This window comes from Nocardia sp. NPDC004340 (genome assembly GCF_053602575.1).
Window position 1 is genome coordinate 22,285 of sequence record NZ_JBSGDW010000012.1, and the last position, 15,911, is coordinate 38,195.

The window sequence follows — 15,911 nt, forward strand, 5'->3', positions numbered from 1 at the left end:
GTTGTGACGACGGTGCGGCTGTCGGATCTCATCGCGGCGCTGGAAGCGGCGTACCCGCCCGGACTGGCCGAGTCCTGGGATTCGGTGGGCTTGGTGTGCGGTGACCCGCGGGACTCGGTCTCGCGGGTGTTGTTCGCCGTCGACGCCACGGCCGGGGTCGTGGACGAGGCCATCGAGTGGGGCGCGCAGGCGCTGGTCGTGCACCACCCGCTGTTGCTGCGCGGGGTGGATACGGTCGCGGCCGACACCCCGAAAGGCGCGCTGCTGCACCGGCTCATCCGCTCCGGCTGCGCGCTGTTCAGCGCCCACACCAATGCCGACTCCGCCGATCCGGGCGTCTCGGACGCGCTCGCGGCGGCGATCGGGCTCACCGTCACCGGGCCGCTCGATCCCAAACCGCTGACCGCCCTGGACAAGTGGGTGGTGCAGGTGCCGGTCACGCACCGCGACGCCGTGCTGGACGCCCTGTTCGCGGCGGGCGCGGGCCGGATCGGCGCCTACTCCGACGCCGCCTGGACGGTCGCTGGCACCGGCCAGTTCCGGCCCCTCGAGGGCGCCAACCCGGCCCTCGGCGTGGTCGGCGAGCTGCACGAAGTGTCCGAAGATCGCCTCGAGGTGGTGGCCCCGCCGTCGCGCCGGACCGCGATCCTGGCCGCCCTGCGCGAGGCCCACCCGTACGAGGAACCCGCCTATCACGTCACCGAACGCGCCGACCTGCCGTCCGGCCTGGGCATCGGCCGCGTCGGCGAGCTGCCCGCCCCGGAAACCCTGCGCGAGTTCACCGCTCGCGTCCGTGCCGCCCTGCCCGCCACCACCTGGGGCGTGCGCGCCGCCGGGGACCCGGACCGGATCATCCGCACCGTCGCCGTCTGCGGCGGCGCGGGAGATTCCTTCCTGGGCAAGGTCTCCCGCCTCGGCGTGGACGCCTACGTCACCTCCGACCTGCGCCACCACCCCGCCGACGAACACCTGCGCGCGGGCGGCCCGGCCCTGATCGACGCCGCCCACTGGGCCACCGAGTTCCCCTGGTGCGGCCAGGCCGAAGGTGTGGTCCGCCACGCCCTGCCCGGGCTCGAGACCCGCGTCTCCACCCTCCGCACCGACCCGTGGACCCTGGGCGCCAACGCCTGCTGACCTGGGCACCACCCTGGTGGTTCGCGGCCGTCTCGATTCTGGACTGACGGAGCGGGGGAGCGAAGCGGAGGAGCGGAGGAGGGAAGAATCGAGACTTCGGGGCCGCGAACCGGCCCGGAGCGGAGCGGAGGGCAAATTTCACACGGTACGGTGGGTGTCTTGAATTCGTCCATAGCGTCCAGGAGACCTTCGCGTTGAATGCCGAACCATCGATCCAGGCCAAGCTGCTCGACCTCGCCGCCGTCGACGTCGAGCTGACGCGGATCGAGCATCGCCGCAAGGTGCTGCCCGAGCAGCAGGACGTGGATCGGCTGGCGGCGGAGCGCTCCACTCGTAAGGACGAGGCGGTGAAGGCCGAGATCCTGATCGACGACCTCGATCGCGACATCCGGAAGCTGGAAGGCGAGATCGAGGCCGTCCGCAAGCGCGAGGAGCGCGACCGCGGCATGCTCACCGCCGGTTCGGTCGGGGCCAAGCAGCTCTCCGAACTGCAGCACGAGCTGACCAGCCTGGAACGCCGCCGCAAGGTCCTCGAGGACGACGAGATCGAGGTGATGGAGCGCCGCGAGGCCGCGGCCGCCGCGCACGCGCACGCCGGGGCCAACCTGGACCAGGCCGAGGCCGAACTGGTCGACGCCGAGCGCCTGCGCGACAGCGCGCTCGCCGACCTGGCCGTGGCCCAGCAGCGCTGCGACTCCGACCGCGAAGCCCTGACCCGGTCCGTCCCCGCCGACCTGCTCGCCGCCTACGACAAGCAGCGCACCACCTACGGTGTCGGCGCGGCCCTGCTCCAGGCTCGCCGCTGCGGCGCCTGCCGCATCGAACTGGACCGCGGCGAGATCTCCCGCATCACCCAGACCGCCCCCGATGTCGTGGTCCGCTGTCCCGAATGCGGCGCGATCCTGGTGCGCACCAAGCACTCCGGGCTCTGACCCGCCCGCCGCGCGCCCCTCGGCGCGCGGCACCCGTGCCGCCCCGCGTGGGTCGGCACACGACACGACAGCCCGAATACCGCGAAACCAGCACGGCGACGCGACAGTATCGACGCCTGGCCCGCGCGGACCTCGACGCCACGGCGGCGTGACCCGCCGGCGGATTCTCGGACCTGCACGGAAGGTGAACAGCGTTGGTGGACATGGTGATCGTGGAGGCGGACGGCGGCTCGCGCGGCAATCCGGGCCCCGCCGGGTACGGCGCGGTGGTCTGGGACGCCGATCGTGCGCGCGTCCTGGCCGAGCGCAAGGAATTCCTCGGGGTCGTCACCAACAATGTCGCCGAATACCGCGGGCTCATCGCGGGTCTGGAGGCCGCCGCCGAGCTGGGTGCGCGGGAGGTGTCCGTGCGCATGGACTCCAAGCTGGTCGTCGAGCAGATGTCCGGCCGCTGGAAGGTCAAGCACGAGTCCATGATTCCGCTCGCCGATCGGGCGCGGCGGCTGGTGGCCGGGTTCGATCGGGTGAGCTTCGCGTGGATTCCGCGCAAGGAGAACTCGCACGCGGACCGGCTCGCCAACGAGGCCATGGACGACGCCGACACCGTCGCCGAGGTCCGCACGGCGCTGCGGGAGTCGGGTCAGGCGCTCGGCCGACCGGCCGAACTCGGATCCGGCGCATCGAATTCGACAGCGGCCGAACGCGATTCCGGGAGCGGACAGGGCACGCTGGGGCAGATCGCCGCCGCGGTGGCGGGCGGCGTCGTGGACAGTCCCGCGTCCGCTGCCACGCCCGCACCCGGCTGGACCGGGGCGATCGGGCGGCCGACGCGGCTGCTGCTGCTCCGGCACGGGCAGACGGAATTGTCGGTGGAGCGCCGGTATTCGGGCCGCGGCAATCCGCCGCTGACCGAGCTCGGCCGGCAGCAGGCCGAGAACGCGGCGGCCATGCTCGCCCGCAAGGGCGGGATCGAGGCCATCGTGTGCTCCCCGCTGGGCCGGGCGCGGGAGACCGCGGAGGCGGCCGGGAAGGCGCTCGGGCTGCCGGTGCGGGTGCTGGAAGGCTTGACCGAGACCGACTTCGGGGCCTGGGAGGGAATGACGTTCCTGGAAGCCCGGGACCAGGATCCGGAGCTGCACGGGCAGTGGCTGGGCGATCCCTCGATCCCCGCGCCCGGCGGCGAGAGCTTCGATCAGGTGCGGGAGCGCGTCGAGTCGGTGCGGCGGGATCTGGTGGCCTTGTATCCGGGTGCGAATGTGCTTGTGGTCAGCCATGTCACGCCGATCAAGACGCTGCTGCAGCTGGCGCTCGGGGTGGGTCCGTCGCTGCTGTACCGGCTGCACCTGGATCTGGCGTCGCTGTCGATCGCGGAGTTCTATCCGGACGGCGGCTCGTCGGTGCGCCTGGTCAACGACACGTCGTATCTCTGAGGGGACTGGTAACCCCTTGCGCCGCAGGGGGTTCGGTTCACGGACGTAGGGTCGCCATCAGGAATTCGGTCTGGTCGTAGACGGCCTTCTCGAACCAGTCGTCGAAGTAGATGTCGAAATGGCCGATCGGATAGCGCTTCACGGTGGCGTGCTTGGTCCGCTCGGCCGCCTTCACGGTGGGGCCTGCCGGGGCCACCGAGTCGTTGTCGCAGATCGCGTACAGCACAGGCGCTTTGATGTCCTTGACGTGCCGCGTCGGATTGTCGAACAGCGTCGACAGCCCGATCCGCGCCGCCACCTTCGGCCGGTACTGCGCGCTCTCCTCGGCGAGCCGCCCGAATCCGGCGGGCACGTCGGCAGCGCTCATCAACGCAGCGGAGTGCTTCTTGCCCGCCAGCCGCGCGGTGATCGGACGCCGAATGATCGTCCCCACCACCTGATCCGTCACCGCCAGCGTGCCGGTCTTGATCAGACTGAACGGTCCCTTCGCCAGTGCCGAGGACCAGCCGCTGGTGAACGGGCACTGCGCCACCACCGCCGCGATGTAATGGTCGTCGGGAGCGACGGCGAGTACATGCCCGCCGCCGAAAGAACTACCCCACAAAGCGATTCGCGTCGCATCGATCCCGCGAATCGTGCGCGCGAACGCGATCGCCGCGTGCCAGTCCTCACGCTGCCGCGCGATATTGATCACCTGCCGGGGCTCGCCCCCACTGGCCCCGAAATGCCGATAGTCGAAGGCCAGAGCCGCGATTCCCACCGACGCGAAACGGCGCGCGTACCGATCCAACCCCATTTCCCGGTCCGCCCCCAGGCCGTGCCCCATGACCACCAGCGGGCGCGGACGCGGCGGTCCATCCGGGAGATACAGCCAGCCGGCGCACTGTTCGACACCCGAAGGGAACCCCACCTCGACACGCTCCATGACGCCCTACCGTACCCTGGTGGCCGCGGACGAGTCGGTCGGGCGGCCGCGGCGAGAGGAACGGGCAACACGTGTGCCACAGCCTGTCGCCGAGGAAAGTCCGGACTCCGGAGAGCAGGGCGGTTGTTAACGGCAACCCGGGGCAACCCGCGGGACAGTGCCACAGAAAACAAACCGCCGGCGGGCCGCACTTCGCGAGAAGTGCACCGCCGGTAAGGGTGAAACGGTGCGGTAAGAGCGCACCAGCGTGCCGGGTGACCGGCGCGGCTAGGTAAACCCCGCCCGGAGCAAGGTCGAAGGCCGCACTCGCGAGAGTGCGGCTGCGCAGGTGTTCGAGGGCTGCTCGCCCGAGCCTGCGGGTGGACCGCTCGAGGCACCCGGCAACGGTGTGTCCAGATGGATGGTCGCCACCCGGCGTTTCGACGTCGGGGACAGGATCCGGCTTACAGACCGACTCGTCCGCCTTTCCCCGTCGCGGGGTTCACCGTCCGGTGCCATCATGGAGGCACACCGTCGGATTTCCGATGGCGCGGAGATATTTTCGCGGAGCTCGCCATGGATGTTCTGTATCTGTTGATCGGATGGCTCGCCGCCATCGTCGTGATCGCCGGAATCGGCCTGGCGGCCGGGGTACGGGTGGTCACGCAATACGAGCGGGGCGTGGTGTTCCGGCTCGGGCGGGTGCGGGCCGTGCGGGATCCCGGATTGCGGCTGCTGATTCCCGGCGTGGACAAGATGTCGAAGATCTCCCTGCAGGTGGTCACGATGCCGGTGCCCGCGCAGGAGGGCATCACGCGGGACAATGTGACGGTCCGGGTGGACGCGGTCGTGTATTTCCGGGTCGTGGATCCGATCCGCGCCCTCATCGAGGTGCAGGACTATCTGTTCGCGGTCGCGCAGGTGGCGCAGACATCCCTGCGTTCGATCATCGGCAAGAGCGAACTCGACGATCTGCTGTCGAATCGGGAGCAGCTCAACAAGGGCCTCGAATTGCTCATCGACTCGCCCGCCCTGAACTGGGGCGTGCACATCGACCGCGTCGAGATCAAGGACGTCGCCCTGCCGGACGCGCTGAAGCGTTCCATGTCCCGCCAGGCCGAGGCCGAACGCGAACGCCGCGCCCGCATCATCTCCGCCGAGGGCGAATTGCAGGCCTCGCGGAAGCTGGCGCAGGCCGCCGCCAATATGTCCGACGCCCCCGCCGCATTGCAGCTGCGATTCCTGGAGACCGTGGTTCAGGTTGCGGCGGAGAAGAATTCGACCCTGGTGTTGCCGTTCCCGGTGGAGCTGCTGCGTTTCCTCGAGCGCAGCGGGCGGATGCCGGCCGAGACCGCGCCGGAGGAGCCCGGCGCGTCGCAAGAGATGAGGGAGTAAGTCATGGCTGGTGTCGTTCAACCGGCGGCCATCGTGGTGCTGTTCGCCATCGCGTATGGATTCAAACTCTTCAGTGCCAAGTTCCCGGGCGGACTGCGCGGTAGGTAGGCGCACCGCGCGGCGAGCAGTGCGGCCGCGGGAAAACAGGCGGGCGGGCGGCGTGATCGACACCGCTCGCCCGCTTCCCTGCGCGAACCATCCGGTTGGATAAGAATTGCGGCGCGCCACACGGTGTGTACCGGCGCGGCTCGGCGTGTCGGGCGGGTTATCCGCCTTGAACTGGCACCGAACGTGATCGACGTCATAAAGTGTTGCGCGTTGGAAAGTCCCGTAGCGGTCCGCGACGGGACAAGGGCTCGACAATCGTCGGAAAGCAGGTCTCGTCTCAATGCGAATTGCTCGCAAACTGGCAGTGGGGGCGCTTCTCGCCGCTGCCGCCTCCGCTGTGCTGGGTGCCGGTTCTGCCTCCGCGGTGGCCGTGACGCCGCTGCCGGGCGGAATTCAGGTGGATCTCACCGCGGCGGACACTCAGTGGGTGGCGCAGAACCACTTCGGACAGGTCATCGCCGGCCTGCCGCATCCGTCGGCCGCGTCGTTCGGGGAAGCCCTGGACTCGGCCGCGTTGCTGTCGTCGCAGTACCCGGGCGGCCGCGTGGTGTTCACCGTGTACGGTCCGTTCAACGAGCTGAACGGCACGATGCTGGCCCTGCAGTAGGGCCAGTCTCCGCAGTGGAACTGCATCAACGGATCGTGTCGGCGCCGGTGGACTTCGGCGCCGTCCGAACCGAGTTCGGACTGGCCTCGGACTACCCGTCCGAGGCCGTCTCGGAAGCCCGCGACGCGGTCGACGCGTTCGCGGGCGCCCGAGCCGACCGGCGGGAGATTCCGCTGGTCACCATCGATCCCCCGGGTGCCATGGATCTGGACCAGGCCGTCTGCCTGGAGCGCACCCCGAGCGGCGGATTCCTCCTCCACTACGCCATCGCCGACGTCGCCGCGGTGGTCGTCCCCGGCGGGCCACTGGCCCGCGCGTCCCTGGCCCGCGGCCAGACCTTCTACTTCCCCGACGGCACCGTCCCGCTGCACCCGCCGGTGCTGAGCGAGGGCCTCGCCAGCCTGCTGCCCGACGTCGACCGCCCGGCCGCGCTGTGGACCATCGAATGCGACGCGCACGCCGAACCGGTGCGGTTCTCGGTGACCCGCGCCCTGGTCCGCTCCCGCGCCCGCCTCGACTATCAGGGCGTGCAGGCCGACGCCGACAACGGCCGCCTGCACCCGTCGATCGCCGCGCTGCCCGACTTCGGGCGGCTGCGCATCGCGGCCGGCATCGAGCGCGGCGCGATCACGCTGCGACTGCCCGCCCAGACCGTGGTGCGCGACGGTGCGCAATCCGGAGTCGATCACTGGCAACTCGCTATCGAGCCGCGCACCGCCGCGGACGATTGGAACGAACAGGTCTCCCTGCTGACCGGTATGTGTGCGGCCAGAATCATGCTCGATGGACATAACTCGAACGGCTCCGGCAAACCCGCGCTTCCGGGTTTGCTGCGGACCATGCCCCCGGCTCCGCCCGCCGCTATCGAGTCCATGCGGCGCACCGCCGCGGCGGTCGGGGTGGCCTGGCCGCCGGACGAGTCGGTGGGTCGCATGCTGGCTGGTCTGGACTGCAATACCCCCGCCGCCCTGGTGCTCATGTCGGAGGCCGTCAGCCTGCTGCGCGGCGCGTCCTACACGATTCTGAACGGTCAGGACCCGGAAACCCTGCGGCACAGCGCGATCGCCGGGACCTATGCCCACGTGACCGCTCCGCTGCGGCGCCTGGCCGACCGCTACGCCACCGAGATCTGCCTGGCCTACTGCGCGAAAACCGAAGTCCCGCACTGGGTCCTCGACGAGCTCGCCGCCGCTGTCGACACCATGCGCCGTACCGACGCCCTGGCCGGGAAGGTCGACCGCGCCTGCCTGGACCTCACCGAGGCCACCGTCCTGTCCCCGCGCCTGCACACCGACTTCGACGCCGTCGTGCTCCGCGAGGCCAACGGCACCCGCCCGGCCGAGATCTTCATCGCCGACCCACCCGTCCTCGCCAAATGCACCGGCCGCCCACCCGAAGGCGAGAACGTCCAGGTCCGTCTCGCCGAAGCCGACCCGGTCACCCGCACCGTCACCTTCGCCTACGCGCCCGGAGCCGAACCCGAACCCACCCCGACACCCTGACCCGTCGCGGAGGGGCGGACCGCTGCCGACCGGTCAGCTCAGTGGGTGGTGGTGGACGAATTCCACCGCGTCCGGATACTGCTCGAGCGCCGTGGCTGCCGCTGCCGCCTCGGCGTCACAGAGGTGCTGGTAGCTGGCGTCGGCGTCGACGGCGTGGGTGCGGATCGTGTTCAGGGCTTCCACGGCGTCGCGGTGATCGCCCAGTACCCCCTGTAAGTGCTTGGCCTTCTTGCCGAGGTCTTCGGCGGGTTTGCCGAGGACGGCGGTGGCGGCTTCGGCGGAGTAGCGCAATCGCTTGGCGGCCTTGCGGATATCGTGCAGGCGCTCGATGCGCTCGTCGCCGGACAGGCCGTGCTCGGCGTGCACGAGGTGGCGCAGCTTGCGGAGGTCGCGGCGCAGGACCTTGGTGAAGACCGGTTCCGCGGGTTTGCCGGCCCGGGACTCCTTCAACGGCGGGTCGGTGATCAGGTCGTGCAGATTGCCGATCAGTGTGGTGTAGCGGCGGTCTCCGAATGCGGTGACTACGGCGCGGTGGGCTCCGGCATAGGTGTCGCGCTCCTCTGCGATGAGTCGCTGGGCGAAACCTTGGTGGTGGGTGGGTTTCTCGTCCGTCGGCACCGCATCCTCCGGTGACCCCCCGGTGGCGACGAGCAACTCGGTGAAGCGTTCCGCGCGGACCTCCGCGTCTCGGGCCACCCCGAGCAGTCCGGCCATCCAGCGCAATTCGTCGGTGATCTCGCCGACGGCCTTGCGGCGCAGCACCCGGCGGTAGGACTTCAGTACGCTGCGCAGCCGCCGGGTGGCCACCCGCATCTTGTGTACCGAGTCCGGAAGGTCCTGGCGCACATCGGGTTCGGCCGTACACAGCCGGTCCACATCGGCGGCTACTGCGTCGACCAAGGCGGGACCGGCTGTGGTGCTCATCTACGTCCTGTACTTGTCCGTGGCTTCCACCAGATGGTGGGTGATGCCGGGTTCGAGGGCCGCGTGGCCGGCGTCGGCCACCACGTGCAGTTCCGAGCCGGGCCAGGCCCGATGCAGATCCCAGGCGCTGGTGGCCGGGCACACGACGTCGTAGCGGCCCTGCACGATGACGCCGGGAATGTCGGCGATGCGGTCGATGTCACGCAGCAGCTGTCCCTCGTCGAGGAAGCCGCCGTGGACGAAGTAGTGGTTCTCGATGCGCGCGAAGGCCAGCGCGAAGCGCGGATCGGCGGTCTCGGCGACCCGATCCGGCTGGGGCAGCAGGGAACTCGTGGCACCCTCCCAGGTGGACCACGCGACGGCCGCGTCGGTGGCGAGAGCGGCATCGGGGGAGTGCAGCAGGCGGTGATAGACCTCGACGAGGTCACGCCCGCGGTCGGCTTCCGGCACCGGCGCCAGGAACTTCTCCCACTCGTCGGGGTACACGTACCCCGCGGAGCCATTGTAGTACCAATCGATTTCCTTGCGCCGCAACAGGAATATGCCGCGCAGCACCAGCTCGGTGACCCGGTCCGGGTGGGTCTGCGCGTAGCTCAGCGCCAGCGTCGAACCCCACGATCCGCCGAACACCAGCCACCGCTCGATGCCCAGATGCGTTCGCAGCCTTTCGATATCGGCGACCAGATCCCAGGTGGTGTTGTGCTCGAGGCTCGCCCCGTCGGCGATGTGCGGCGTCGACTGCCCGCACCCGCGCTGATCGAACAGCACGATCCGGTACGCCTCGGGATCGAAGAACTGCCGGTGATAGGGCGCGGTGCCGCCACCAGGTCCGCCGTGCAGGAAGACGGCGGGCTTGCCGTCCGGATTGCCGCTCACCTCGTAGTAGAGCGACTGACCGTCACCGACCTCCAGCTTGCCCTGCTCGTAGGGCTCGATCGCCGGGTACGGGGTGCGCATCAGCCCGCCACCAGGCCCGCGGCCATGTTCGGGATCTCCAGCGCCGACAGCGTCTGATCACGGACGTCGGAACAGCTCTTGGTGGTGACCCGGTCGACCACGCCCCGATCGCCCGGCAGTTGCAGCAGGAAGCCGTTCTGGGTGGCCCACTGCAGCACGGTCGCGTTGAACGCGATCTTGCCCAGCGTCGGCCCCTGCACCCGCCAGTCCGACAGCTGCGGGCGCAGCATGTCACAGATCTGCTTGGCCTGATCCTCGGAAATGTTCAAGGCCGCACCGGTGCTCGGGGCGGTCGTCGGCGCCGAGGTGAGCGGCGAGCCGGAGCCCTTGGGCTGCGACGACCCGGTGGAGGTGTTGTCCCCGCACGCCGCGGTCAGCGCGACGGCGGCCAACGCCGCGCCCAGCAGCGAGGTACGGCGGATCCAGCGACTCGTTCCACGATCCATGAATTCCCTTTGGTCGTTCCAGCTCGTTGGCTTTCGAGTCTGCCACCAAATTCGCGCTGTGGACCGAGTCGACGGGCCCGAAGGCTGAGAGATAGCCGGAAGCTATGGAACGCGGGCGGGTGGGGCGTCGGCGGGTGGCCTCAGCGAAACGCCCCCGCGATCATCGCGGGGGCGTTCTCGTTCGGTACGCGGCCGGACGGCTCAGTAGCTGTGCTCCGGGCCGGGGAACACCCCGCGCCGCACCTCGTCGGCGTAAGTGGCTGCGGCGGTGCGCAATTGCCCGCCCACATCCGCGAACTGCTTGACGAACTTGGCGGTCTTGCCGCCGGTGTAGCCCACCATGTCCTGCCAGACCAGCACCTGCGCATCGCATTCCGCGCCCGCGCCGATGCCGACGGTCGGAATGGTCAGCTTGCGGGTGACCTGCCCGGCCAGCTCCGCGGGCACCATTTCCATCACGACGGAGAAGGCCCCGGCCTCCTGCACCGCGATGGCGTCGGCGACGAGCTGCTCGGCCCCGTCGCCGCGGCCCTGCACCCGGAATCCGCCCAGCGTGTTGACGCTCTGCGGGGTGAACCCGATGTGCGCCATCACCGGGATGCCGGCGGCGGTCAGCTTGTGGATGGTGTCGGCGACGCGCTCGCCGCCCTCCAGCTTCACCGCGTGCGCTCCGGTCTCCTTCATGAACCGCACGGCCGTGGCCAGCGCCTGCTCGGGGGAGGACTCGTAGCTGCCGAACGGCAGGTCGGCCACGACCAGCGCGTGCGGAGCGCCCTTCACCACGCCGCGGACCAGCGGAATCAGCTCGTCGACGGTGATCGCCACGGTGGTGTCGTAGCCGTACACCACATTGGCGGCCGAGTCGCCGACCAGGAGGACCGGAATCCCGGCCTCCTCGAAGAGCCGAGCGGTGGAGTAGTCGTAGGCGGTGAGCATGGACCAGCGTTCGCCCGCCTGCTTCATCTGCTGCAGGTGCTGCACTCGCGTCTTCCGCTTTGCGGGAGTTTTCGGCGCCGAACCGTACACAGGGGTTTCCGCATCGGATACGGACATCATCGTCCCTTTCGTCGTTCCTCGAGGCCCGTGCCGGGTCCCCGGGTTGTTCTGACGTCCTCAGTCTGCCATCGCGGCCGCTCACCCCAGGAATGCAATTCCTCACATCTCAGCCGACCGGTCCCTTCGCCAGTTGGACCCGCGCGGACCGGTTCTGCCCGGTCGCGTCGGTCCACTTCAAGGTGACCGTGTCGCCAGGGTGGTGCAGGTCCATGGTGGCGGTGAGGTCGGTGGCCGTGGTGATGGTGTGGTCGTCGAGGCCGGTGATGACGTCGCGGGCGGCCAGTCCGAGCTGGTCGGCGGGCCCGCCCTGCACCACGCCCCGGATCTGCGCGCCGCCCCCGGCGGAGGTCACCGAGACGCCGATGAAGGCGGTGTCGCCGATGTGGATGCGGTCCGAGCCCTGGCCCGCCTGGATCTGCTTGGCCACCCCGACGGCCTTGTTGATCGGGATGGCGAAGCCCTGACCGCCGCCGATGCTGAACCGGAAGCCCTTTGACGCGGCCGTGTCCATGCCGATCACCTTGCCGGTCGCGTCGACCAGCGGGCCGCCGGAATCGCCGGGTTCGATATTCGCGGCCACCTGGATGAGACCGGTCAGCTGCTCGGAGCTGCCGGTGGCGTCGTCGCTGGCGGTGATGGACCGGTTCAGCGCGGTCACCGTGCCCTGGGCGGGAGTGGGCTCGCCGCGGCCGCCGGCATTGCCGACACCGACCACGGGGTCGCCGACCGTCACCTTGTCGGAGTCGCCGAGCGGCGCGGTCTGCAACCCGGACGCCCCGCTCAGTTTGATGACGGCCATGTCCTCGCTGCGATCGAACCCGACCACGGTGGCCTCGTAGGTCTGCCCGTTCCCGAGGTCGGTGGCCGAGATCTTGGTCGCGCCCTCCACCACGTGATTGTTGGTGAGCACGAGGCCGTCCGAACCGAGCACGATGCCGGTGCCCGCGCCCTCGCCGTTCTGCAGCCCCAGCTCGGTGTCGATATCCACGATGCCCGGCACCGCATTTCGCGCGGCCGCGTCGAGATCGGCTGGCGCGGTGGTGAAGTCGATGGGCCGGCTCTTCGTCACCCCGCCCGGCGATTCCGCGATCGGCGCACCCGGCATGGTCGAGGGCCCGCACGCGACCAGTCCCAGCGTGGCGGTCAGCGCGACCACCGCCGCCGCGGCGATACGCAGCGCGCGGAGGCGGGACGAGCGGGTGGTGGACCGATTCGGCGAAAGTGGTTGCACGGACATGGCATCCCCTCGTACGTAGAGCCCCCCGGTTCTCTCCCATTAAGCATGCGGTTTCTGAGAGCGGCCTGGGGACTTTCCGTGCGAACACCCACGTACCGGACAGGACCGGCACCGAACCTCCACCATCGCCGAAACCGTGACATGGCACGATCGTGGGATGGCGTTGATGCGAACCGGCCGGGTCGTGCTCATGGCGACGGCGTTGGCGATGACCGCGGCTGCGTGCACCAGCGTGGTGGACGGCAATCCCACCGCGTCGGCACCGGTGGGGATGGAATCCTTCTACAACCAGACCCTGAACTGGGGCAGCTGCCGCGAGTACAGCGAAGACCAGATGCCGCGCGACGCCGAGTGCACCCGGGTCACCGTGCCGGTCGACTACGCCAATCCCGGCGGGGCCACCGCCAAGATCGCCATCTCGCGGGTCAAGGCGAACGGCGACAAGATCGGTTCGCTGCTGTTCAACCCCGGCGGCCCGGGCGTGACCGGCCTGAGCATGGTCACCCTCGGTGACAGCACCGCGCTCGCCGACCGCTTCGACCGGGTCGGCTTCGATCCGCGCGGTATCGGCGCGTCGCAGCCCGCGATCAAATGCCGCACCGACGCCGAGAACGACGCCCAGCGCGCCGAGCCGAACCGGGACAACTCGCCCGCCGGCATCGCCGCGCTCGAGGCGGAGAACAAGGACTTCGCCAACAAGTGCGTGGAGCGCACCGGCAAGGAGTTCCTCGGCCACGTCGGTACCCGCGAGGTCGTACAGGACATGGACGTGATCCGGGCCGCGCTCGGCGACCCCAAGCTCACCTACGTGGGCTACTCCTACGGCACCCGCCTGGGCTACGCCTACGCCGAGAAGTTCCCCGACAAGGTCCGCGCCCTGGTCCTCGACGGCGCGCTGGATCCGGAACAGGATCCGGTCAAGGAGTCGGTGGCGCAGGCGGCCAGCTTCCAGAAGGCGTTCGACGCCTACGCCGCGGACTGCGCGGCCAAGGAGAAGACCAACTGCCCGCTCGGCGACGACCCGGGTCAGGCCACCAAGAAGTTCCGCGCTCTCGTCGACCCGCTGTGGGACAAGCCGGTGCCCACCCAGGACGGTCGCGGCCTGCACTACGGCGACGCCATCACCGGCGTCCAGCAGACCCTGTACTCCAACCGCCTGTGGCCCGCCCTCACCAAGGGCCTGCGCGAACTGGCCCAGGGCAGCGGCGACACGCTGCTCGCGCTGGCGGATATGTACGACGGCCGCCACGACGACGGCACCTACGACAACAGCGCCGACGCCTTCAACTCCATCCGCTGCGTGGACGACCCGGCCGTCACCGATCGCGCCGTCGCCGCCAAGCAGGACGCCGACTACCGCCGTGTCGCGCCCTTCCTCGACGACGGGCACGGCAGCGATGCCGCGCCGCTGGAACTGTGCGCCATCTGGCCGGTCCCCAGTACCAGCACTCCGCACAAGATCTCGATCCCGAACCTGCCCAAGGTCGTGGTGATCTCCACGACCGAGGACCCGGCCACCCCCTACCAGGCGGGCGTGAACCTGGCCCAGCAGCTGGGCGCCTCGCTCATCACCTTCAACGGGACACGCCACACGGTGTCGCTGTCCGGTGTGAAATGCGTCGACGACCCGGTCATCGACTATCTCGTGGACCTGAAGCAGCCCGCCCAGGGCCTCACCTGCTGATCGGCGACGCCCGGGCCGCGCGCCGGAATCTCCGCGCGGTTCGGGGTCGTCACTGCTGACAGTTCCGAGAGTTGAATCTGTCGGCGTATGTAACACGGATTTAACTCCGGGACCCTACGCTCGCGGTCATGGACCGTCAGAAGGAATTCGTGCTCCGGACGCTCGAAGAGCGGGACATCCGTTTCGTGCGTCTCTGGTTCACCGATGTCCTGGGATATCTCAAGTCCGTGGCGATCGCGCCCGCCGAGCTCGAGGGTGCGTTCGAGGAGGGTATCGGCTTCGACGGTTCGGCCATCGAGGGGTTTGCCCGGGTCTCCGAGGCGGACATGGTGGCCAAGCCGGATCCGTCCACCTTCCAGGTGCTGCCGTGGTCCACCTCGAAGGGCCACCAGCACTCGGCGCGCATGTTCTGCGATATCGCCATGCCCGACGGCTCGCCGTCCTGGGCCGATCCCCGCCACGTGCTGCGCCGCCAGCTCAACAAGGCCGCTGACCTCGGCTTCAGCTGCTACGTGCACCCCGAGATCGAGTTCTTCCTGCTCAAGCCGGGCCCGCACGACGGCACCGCGCCCATCCCCGCCGACAATGGCGGATTCTTCGACCAGGCCGTGCACGACGAGGCCCCCAACTTCCGTCGCCACGCCATCGACTCGCTCGAGTCCATGGGCATCTCGGTGGAGTTCAGCCACCACGAGGGCGCGCCGGGCCAGCAGGAGATCGACCTGCGCTACGCCGACGCGCTGTCCATGGCCGACAACGTGATGACCTTCCGCTACCTGATCAAGGAAGTGGCCATCGACGAGGGCGTGCGCGCGAGCTTCATGCCCAAGCCGTTCGCCGACCACCCGGGTTCGGCCATGCACACCCACATGTCGCTGTTCGAGGGCGAGCAGAACGCCTTCGCCGACCCGGACGACCCGGACAACCTGTCCGAGACCGCGCGCGCCTTCATCGCGGGCATCCTCGAGCACGCGCACGAGATCTCCGCGATCACCAACCAGTGGGTGAACTCCTACAAGCGCCTGATCCACGGCGGCGAGGCCCCGACCGCCGCCTCCTGGGGTCGCTCGAATCGTTCTGCGCTGGTGCGCGTCCCGATGTACACCCCGAACAAGTCGGCCTCGCGTCGTGTCGAGATCCGCAGCCCTGACAGCGCCTGCAACCCGTACCTGGCGTTCGCGGTGCTGCTGGCCGCGGGTCTGCGTGGTATCGAGAAGGGCTACACGCTGCCGCCGGAGGCCGAGGACGACGTGTGGTCGCTGACCTCCGCCGAGCGTCGCGCCATGGGCTTCCGCGAGCTGCCCGCGTCCCTGGACGAGGCGCTCAAGGCGATGGAGAAGTCCGAGCTGGTCGCCGAGACCCTGGGCGAGCACGTCTTCGACTTCTTCCTGCGCAACAAGCGTCGCGAATGGGCGGGCTACCGCGCTCAGGTGACGCCGTACGAGCTGAAGGAATACCTGGGTCTCTGAACCCGGCAAAGCACCCGAATCGGGCCGCAATCCTCGCGATTGCGGCCCGATTCGCGTCTCACGCCGGCACTCCCGGGACCCGATCGGCTCGTCACCGCGGCCACTCGGTGGCGTCGCGGACCGGAA

14 protein-coding genes and 1 other RNA gene are annotated in these 15,911 nt (G+C 69.5%); 9 read left to right on the forward strand and 6 right to left on the reverse strand.

The genetic code is table 11. The annotated features are described in order from the left end of the window. Nucleotides 1-3: 3 nt before the first annotated feature. The 3 genes from ACWEOI_RS31310 (at nt 4) to ACWEOI_RS31320 (ending at nt 3,496) form a co-directional block, all read left to right on the forward strand. Nucleotides 4-1,134, forward strand: a complete 1,131-nt coding sequence (locus tag ACWEOI_RS31310; RefSeq protein ID WP_433667008.1) for a Nif3-like dinuclear metal center hexameric protein — start codon at nt 4-6, stop codon at nt 1,132-1,134. Nucleotides 1,135-1,328: 194 nt separating this feature from the next. Then, nucleotides 1,329-2,066, forward strand: a complete 738-nt coding sequence (locus ACWEOI_RS31315) for a zinc ribbon domain-containing protein (protein ID WP_357096844.1) — start codon at nt 1,329-1,331, stop codon at nt 2,064-2,066. Nucleotides 2,067-2,263: 197 nt separating this feature from the next. Beyond that, nucleotides 2,264-3,496 (forward strand): bifunctional RNase H/acid phosphatase, encoded by a 1,233-nt coding sequence (locus ACWEOI_RS31320; RefSeq protein ID WP_452361989.1) that lies wholly within the window; start codon nt 2,264-2,266, stop codon nt 3,494-3,496. A gap of 37 nt (nt 3,497-3,533) precedes the next feature. Here ACWEOI_RS31320 and ACWEOI_RS31325 read toward each other — a convergent pair whose 3' ends face one another. Continuing rightward, a complete protein-coding gene (locus ACWEOI_RS31325; protein ID WP_433667007.1) occupies nt 3,534-4,421 on the reverse strand; it encodes an alpha/beta fold hydrolase in 888 nt (295 codons plus the stop codon). 30 nt (nt 4,422-4,451) lie between these two features. On the opposite strand from ACWEOI_RS31325, the gene rnpB reads away from it, so the two are divergent. The 4 genes from rnpB to ACWEOI_RS31345 all read left to right on the forward strand — a co-directional run bounded on the left by rnpB (nt 4,452) and on the right by ACWEOI_RS31345 (nt 8,012). Then, nucleotides 4,452-4,883: RNase P RNA component class A (rnpB, locus tag ACWEOI_RS31330), an RNA gene on the forward strand. Between the two features lie 93 nt (nt 4,884-4,976). Next, nucleotides 4,977-5,795 carry an SPFH domain-containing protein gene (locus ACWEOI_RS31335; RefSeq protein ID WP_433667006.1) on the forward strand — a complete coding sequence of 273 codons (819 nt, stop codon included), beginning with the start codon at nt 4,977-4,979 and terminating at the stop codon, nt 5,793-5,795. A gap of 388 nt (nt 5,796-6,183) precedes the next feature. Continuing rightward, a complete protein-coding gene (locus ACWEOI_RS31340) occupies nt 6,184-6,510 on the forward strand; it encodes a hypothetical protein (RefSeq protein WP_357096850.1) in 327 nt (108 codons plus the stop codon). Between the two features lie 14 nt (nt 6,511-6,524). After that, nucleotides 6,525-8,012: an RNB domain-containing ribonuclease gene (locus ACWEOI_RS31345; RefSeq protein ID WP_452361919.1), complete on the forward strand. Its 1,488-nt coding sequence runs from the start codon at nt 6,525-6,527 to the stop codon at nt 8,010-8,012. A 33-nt stretch (nt 8,013-8,045) separates the two neighbouring features. Here ACWEOI_RS31345 and ACWEOI_RS31350 read toward each other — a convergent pair whose 3' ends face one another. The 5 genes from ACWEOI_RS31350 to ACWEOI_RS31370 form a co-directional block, all read right to left on the reverse strand. Next, on the reverse strand, nt 8,046-8,936 hold the full coding sequence (locus ACWEOI_RS31350) for a CHAD domain-containing protein (RefSeq protein ID WP_452361920.1): 891 nt from the start codon (nt 8,934-8,936) through the stop codon (nt 8,046-8,048). Continuing rightward, complete coding sequence (gene pip, locus ACWEOI_RS31355; RefSeq protein ID WP_452361921.1) at nt 8,937-9,893, reverse strand: prolyl aminopeptidase; 957 nt, start codon at nt 9,891-9,893, stop codon at nt 8,937-8,939. Next, complete coding sequence (locus tag ACWEOI_RS31360) at nt 9,893-10,339, reverse strand: hypothetical protein (RefSeq protein ID WP_433666998.1); 447 nt, start codon at nt 10,337-10,339, stop codon at nt 9,893-9,895. Before ACWEOI_RS31360 ends, pip begins: the two co-directional genes overlap by 1 nt. A 201-nt stretch (nt 10,340-10,540) precedes the next feature. Next, entirely contained in the window at nt 10,541-11,392 is an 852-nt protein-coding gene (gene panB, locus ACWEOI_RS31365; RefSeq protein ID WP_452361922.1) for a 3-methyl-2-oxobutanoate hydroxymethyltransferase, read from the reverse strand. Nucleotides 11,393-11,501: 109 nt separating this feature from the next. Continuing rightward, nucleotides 11,502-12,632, reverse strand: coding sequence for a S1C family serine protease (locus ACWEOI_RS31370; RefSeq protein WP_452361923.1), 1,131 nt, complete (start codon nt 12,630-12,632; stop codon nt 11,502-11,504). 166 nt (nt 12,633-12,798) lie between these two features. On the opposite strand from ACWEOI_RS31370, the gene ACWEOI_RS31375 reads away from it, so the two are divergent. Further along, a complete protein-coding gene (locus ACWEOI_RS31375) occupies nt 12,799-14,316 on the forward strand; it encodes an alpha/beta fold hydrolase (RefSeq protein WP_433673433.1) in 1,518 nt (505 codons plus the stop codon). A 128-nt stretch (nt 14,317-14,444) separates the two neighbouring features. Continuing rightward, the gene (locus ACWEOI_RS31380; protein WP_213560277.1) at nt 14,445-15,785 is read left to right on the forward strand and encodes a glutamine synthetase family protein; all 1,341 of its coding nucleotides are present in this window, start codon (nt 14,445-14,447) and stop codon (nt 15,783-15,785) included. Nucleotides 15,786-15,911 lie beyond the last annotated feature (126 nt).

Coding starts and splice junctions, on each gene's coding strand:
- ACWEOI_RS31325 (WP_433667007.1), bottom strand. CDS start 4,421: ATGGAGCGTGTCGAGGTGGGGTTCCCTTCGGGTGTCGAACAGTGCGCC.
- ACWEOI_RS31335 (WP_433667006.1), top strand. CDS start 4,977: ATGGATGTTCTGTATCTGTTGATCGGATGGCTCGCCGCCATCGTCGTG.
- ACWEOI_RS31340 (WP_357096850.1), top strand. CDS start 6,184: ATGCGAATTGCTCGCAAACTGGCAGTGGGGGCGCTTCTCGCCGCTGCC.
- ACWEOI_RS31350 (WP_452361920.1), bottom strand. CDS start 8,936: ATGAGCACCACAGCCGGTCCCGCCTTGGTCGACGCAGTAGCCGCCGAT.
- pip (WP_452361921.1), bottom strand. CDS start 9,893: ATGCGCACCCCGTACCCGGCGATCGAGCCCTACGAGCAGGGCAAGCTG.
- ACWEOI_RS31360 (WP_433666998.1), bottom strand. CDS start 10,339: ATGGATCGTGGAACGAGTCGCTGGATCCGCCGTACCTCGCTGCTGGGC.
- panB (WP_452361922.1), bottom strand. CDS start 11,392: ATGTCCGTATCCGATGCGGAAACCCCTGTGTACGGTTCGGCGCCGAAA.
- ACWEOI_RS31370 (WP_452361923.1), bottom strand. CDS start 12,632: ATGTCCGTGCAACCACTTTCGCCGAATCGGTCCACCACCCGCTCGTCC.
- ACWEOI_RS31375 (WP_433673433.1), top strand. CDS start 12,799: ATGCGAACCGGCCGGGTCGTGCTCATGGCGACGGCGTTGGCGATGACC.
- ACWEOI_RS31380 (WP_213560277.1), top strand. CDS start 14,445: ATGGACCGTCAGAAGGAATTCGTGCTCCGGACGCTCGAAGAGCGGGAC.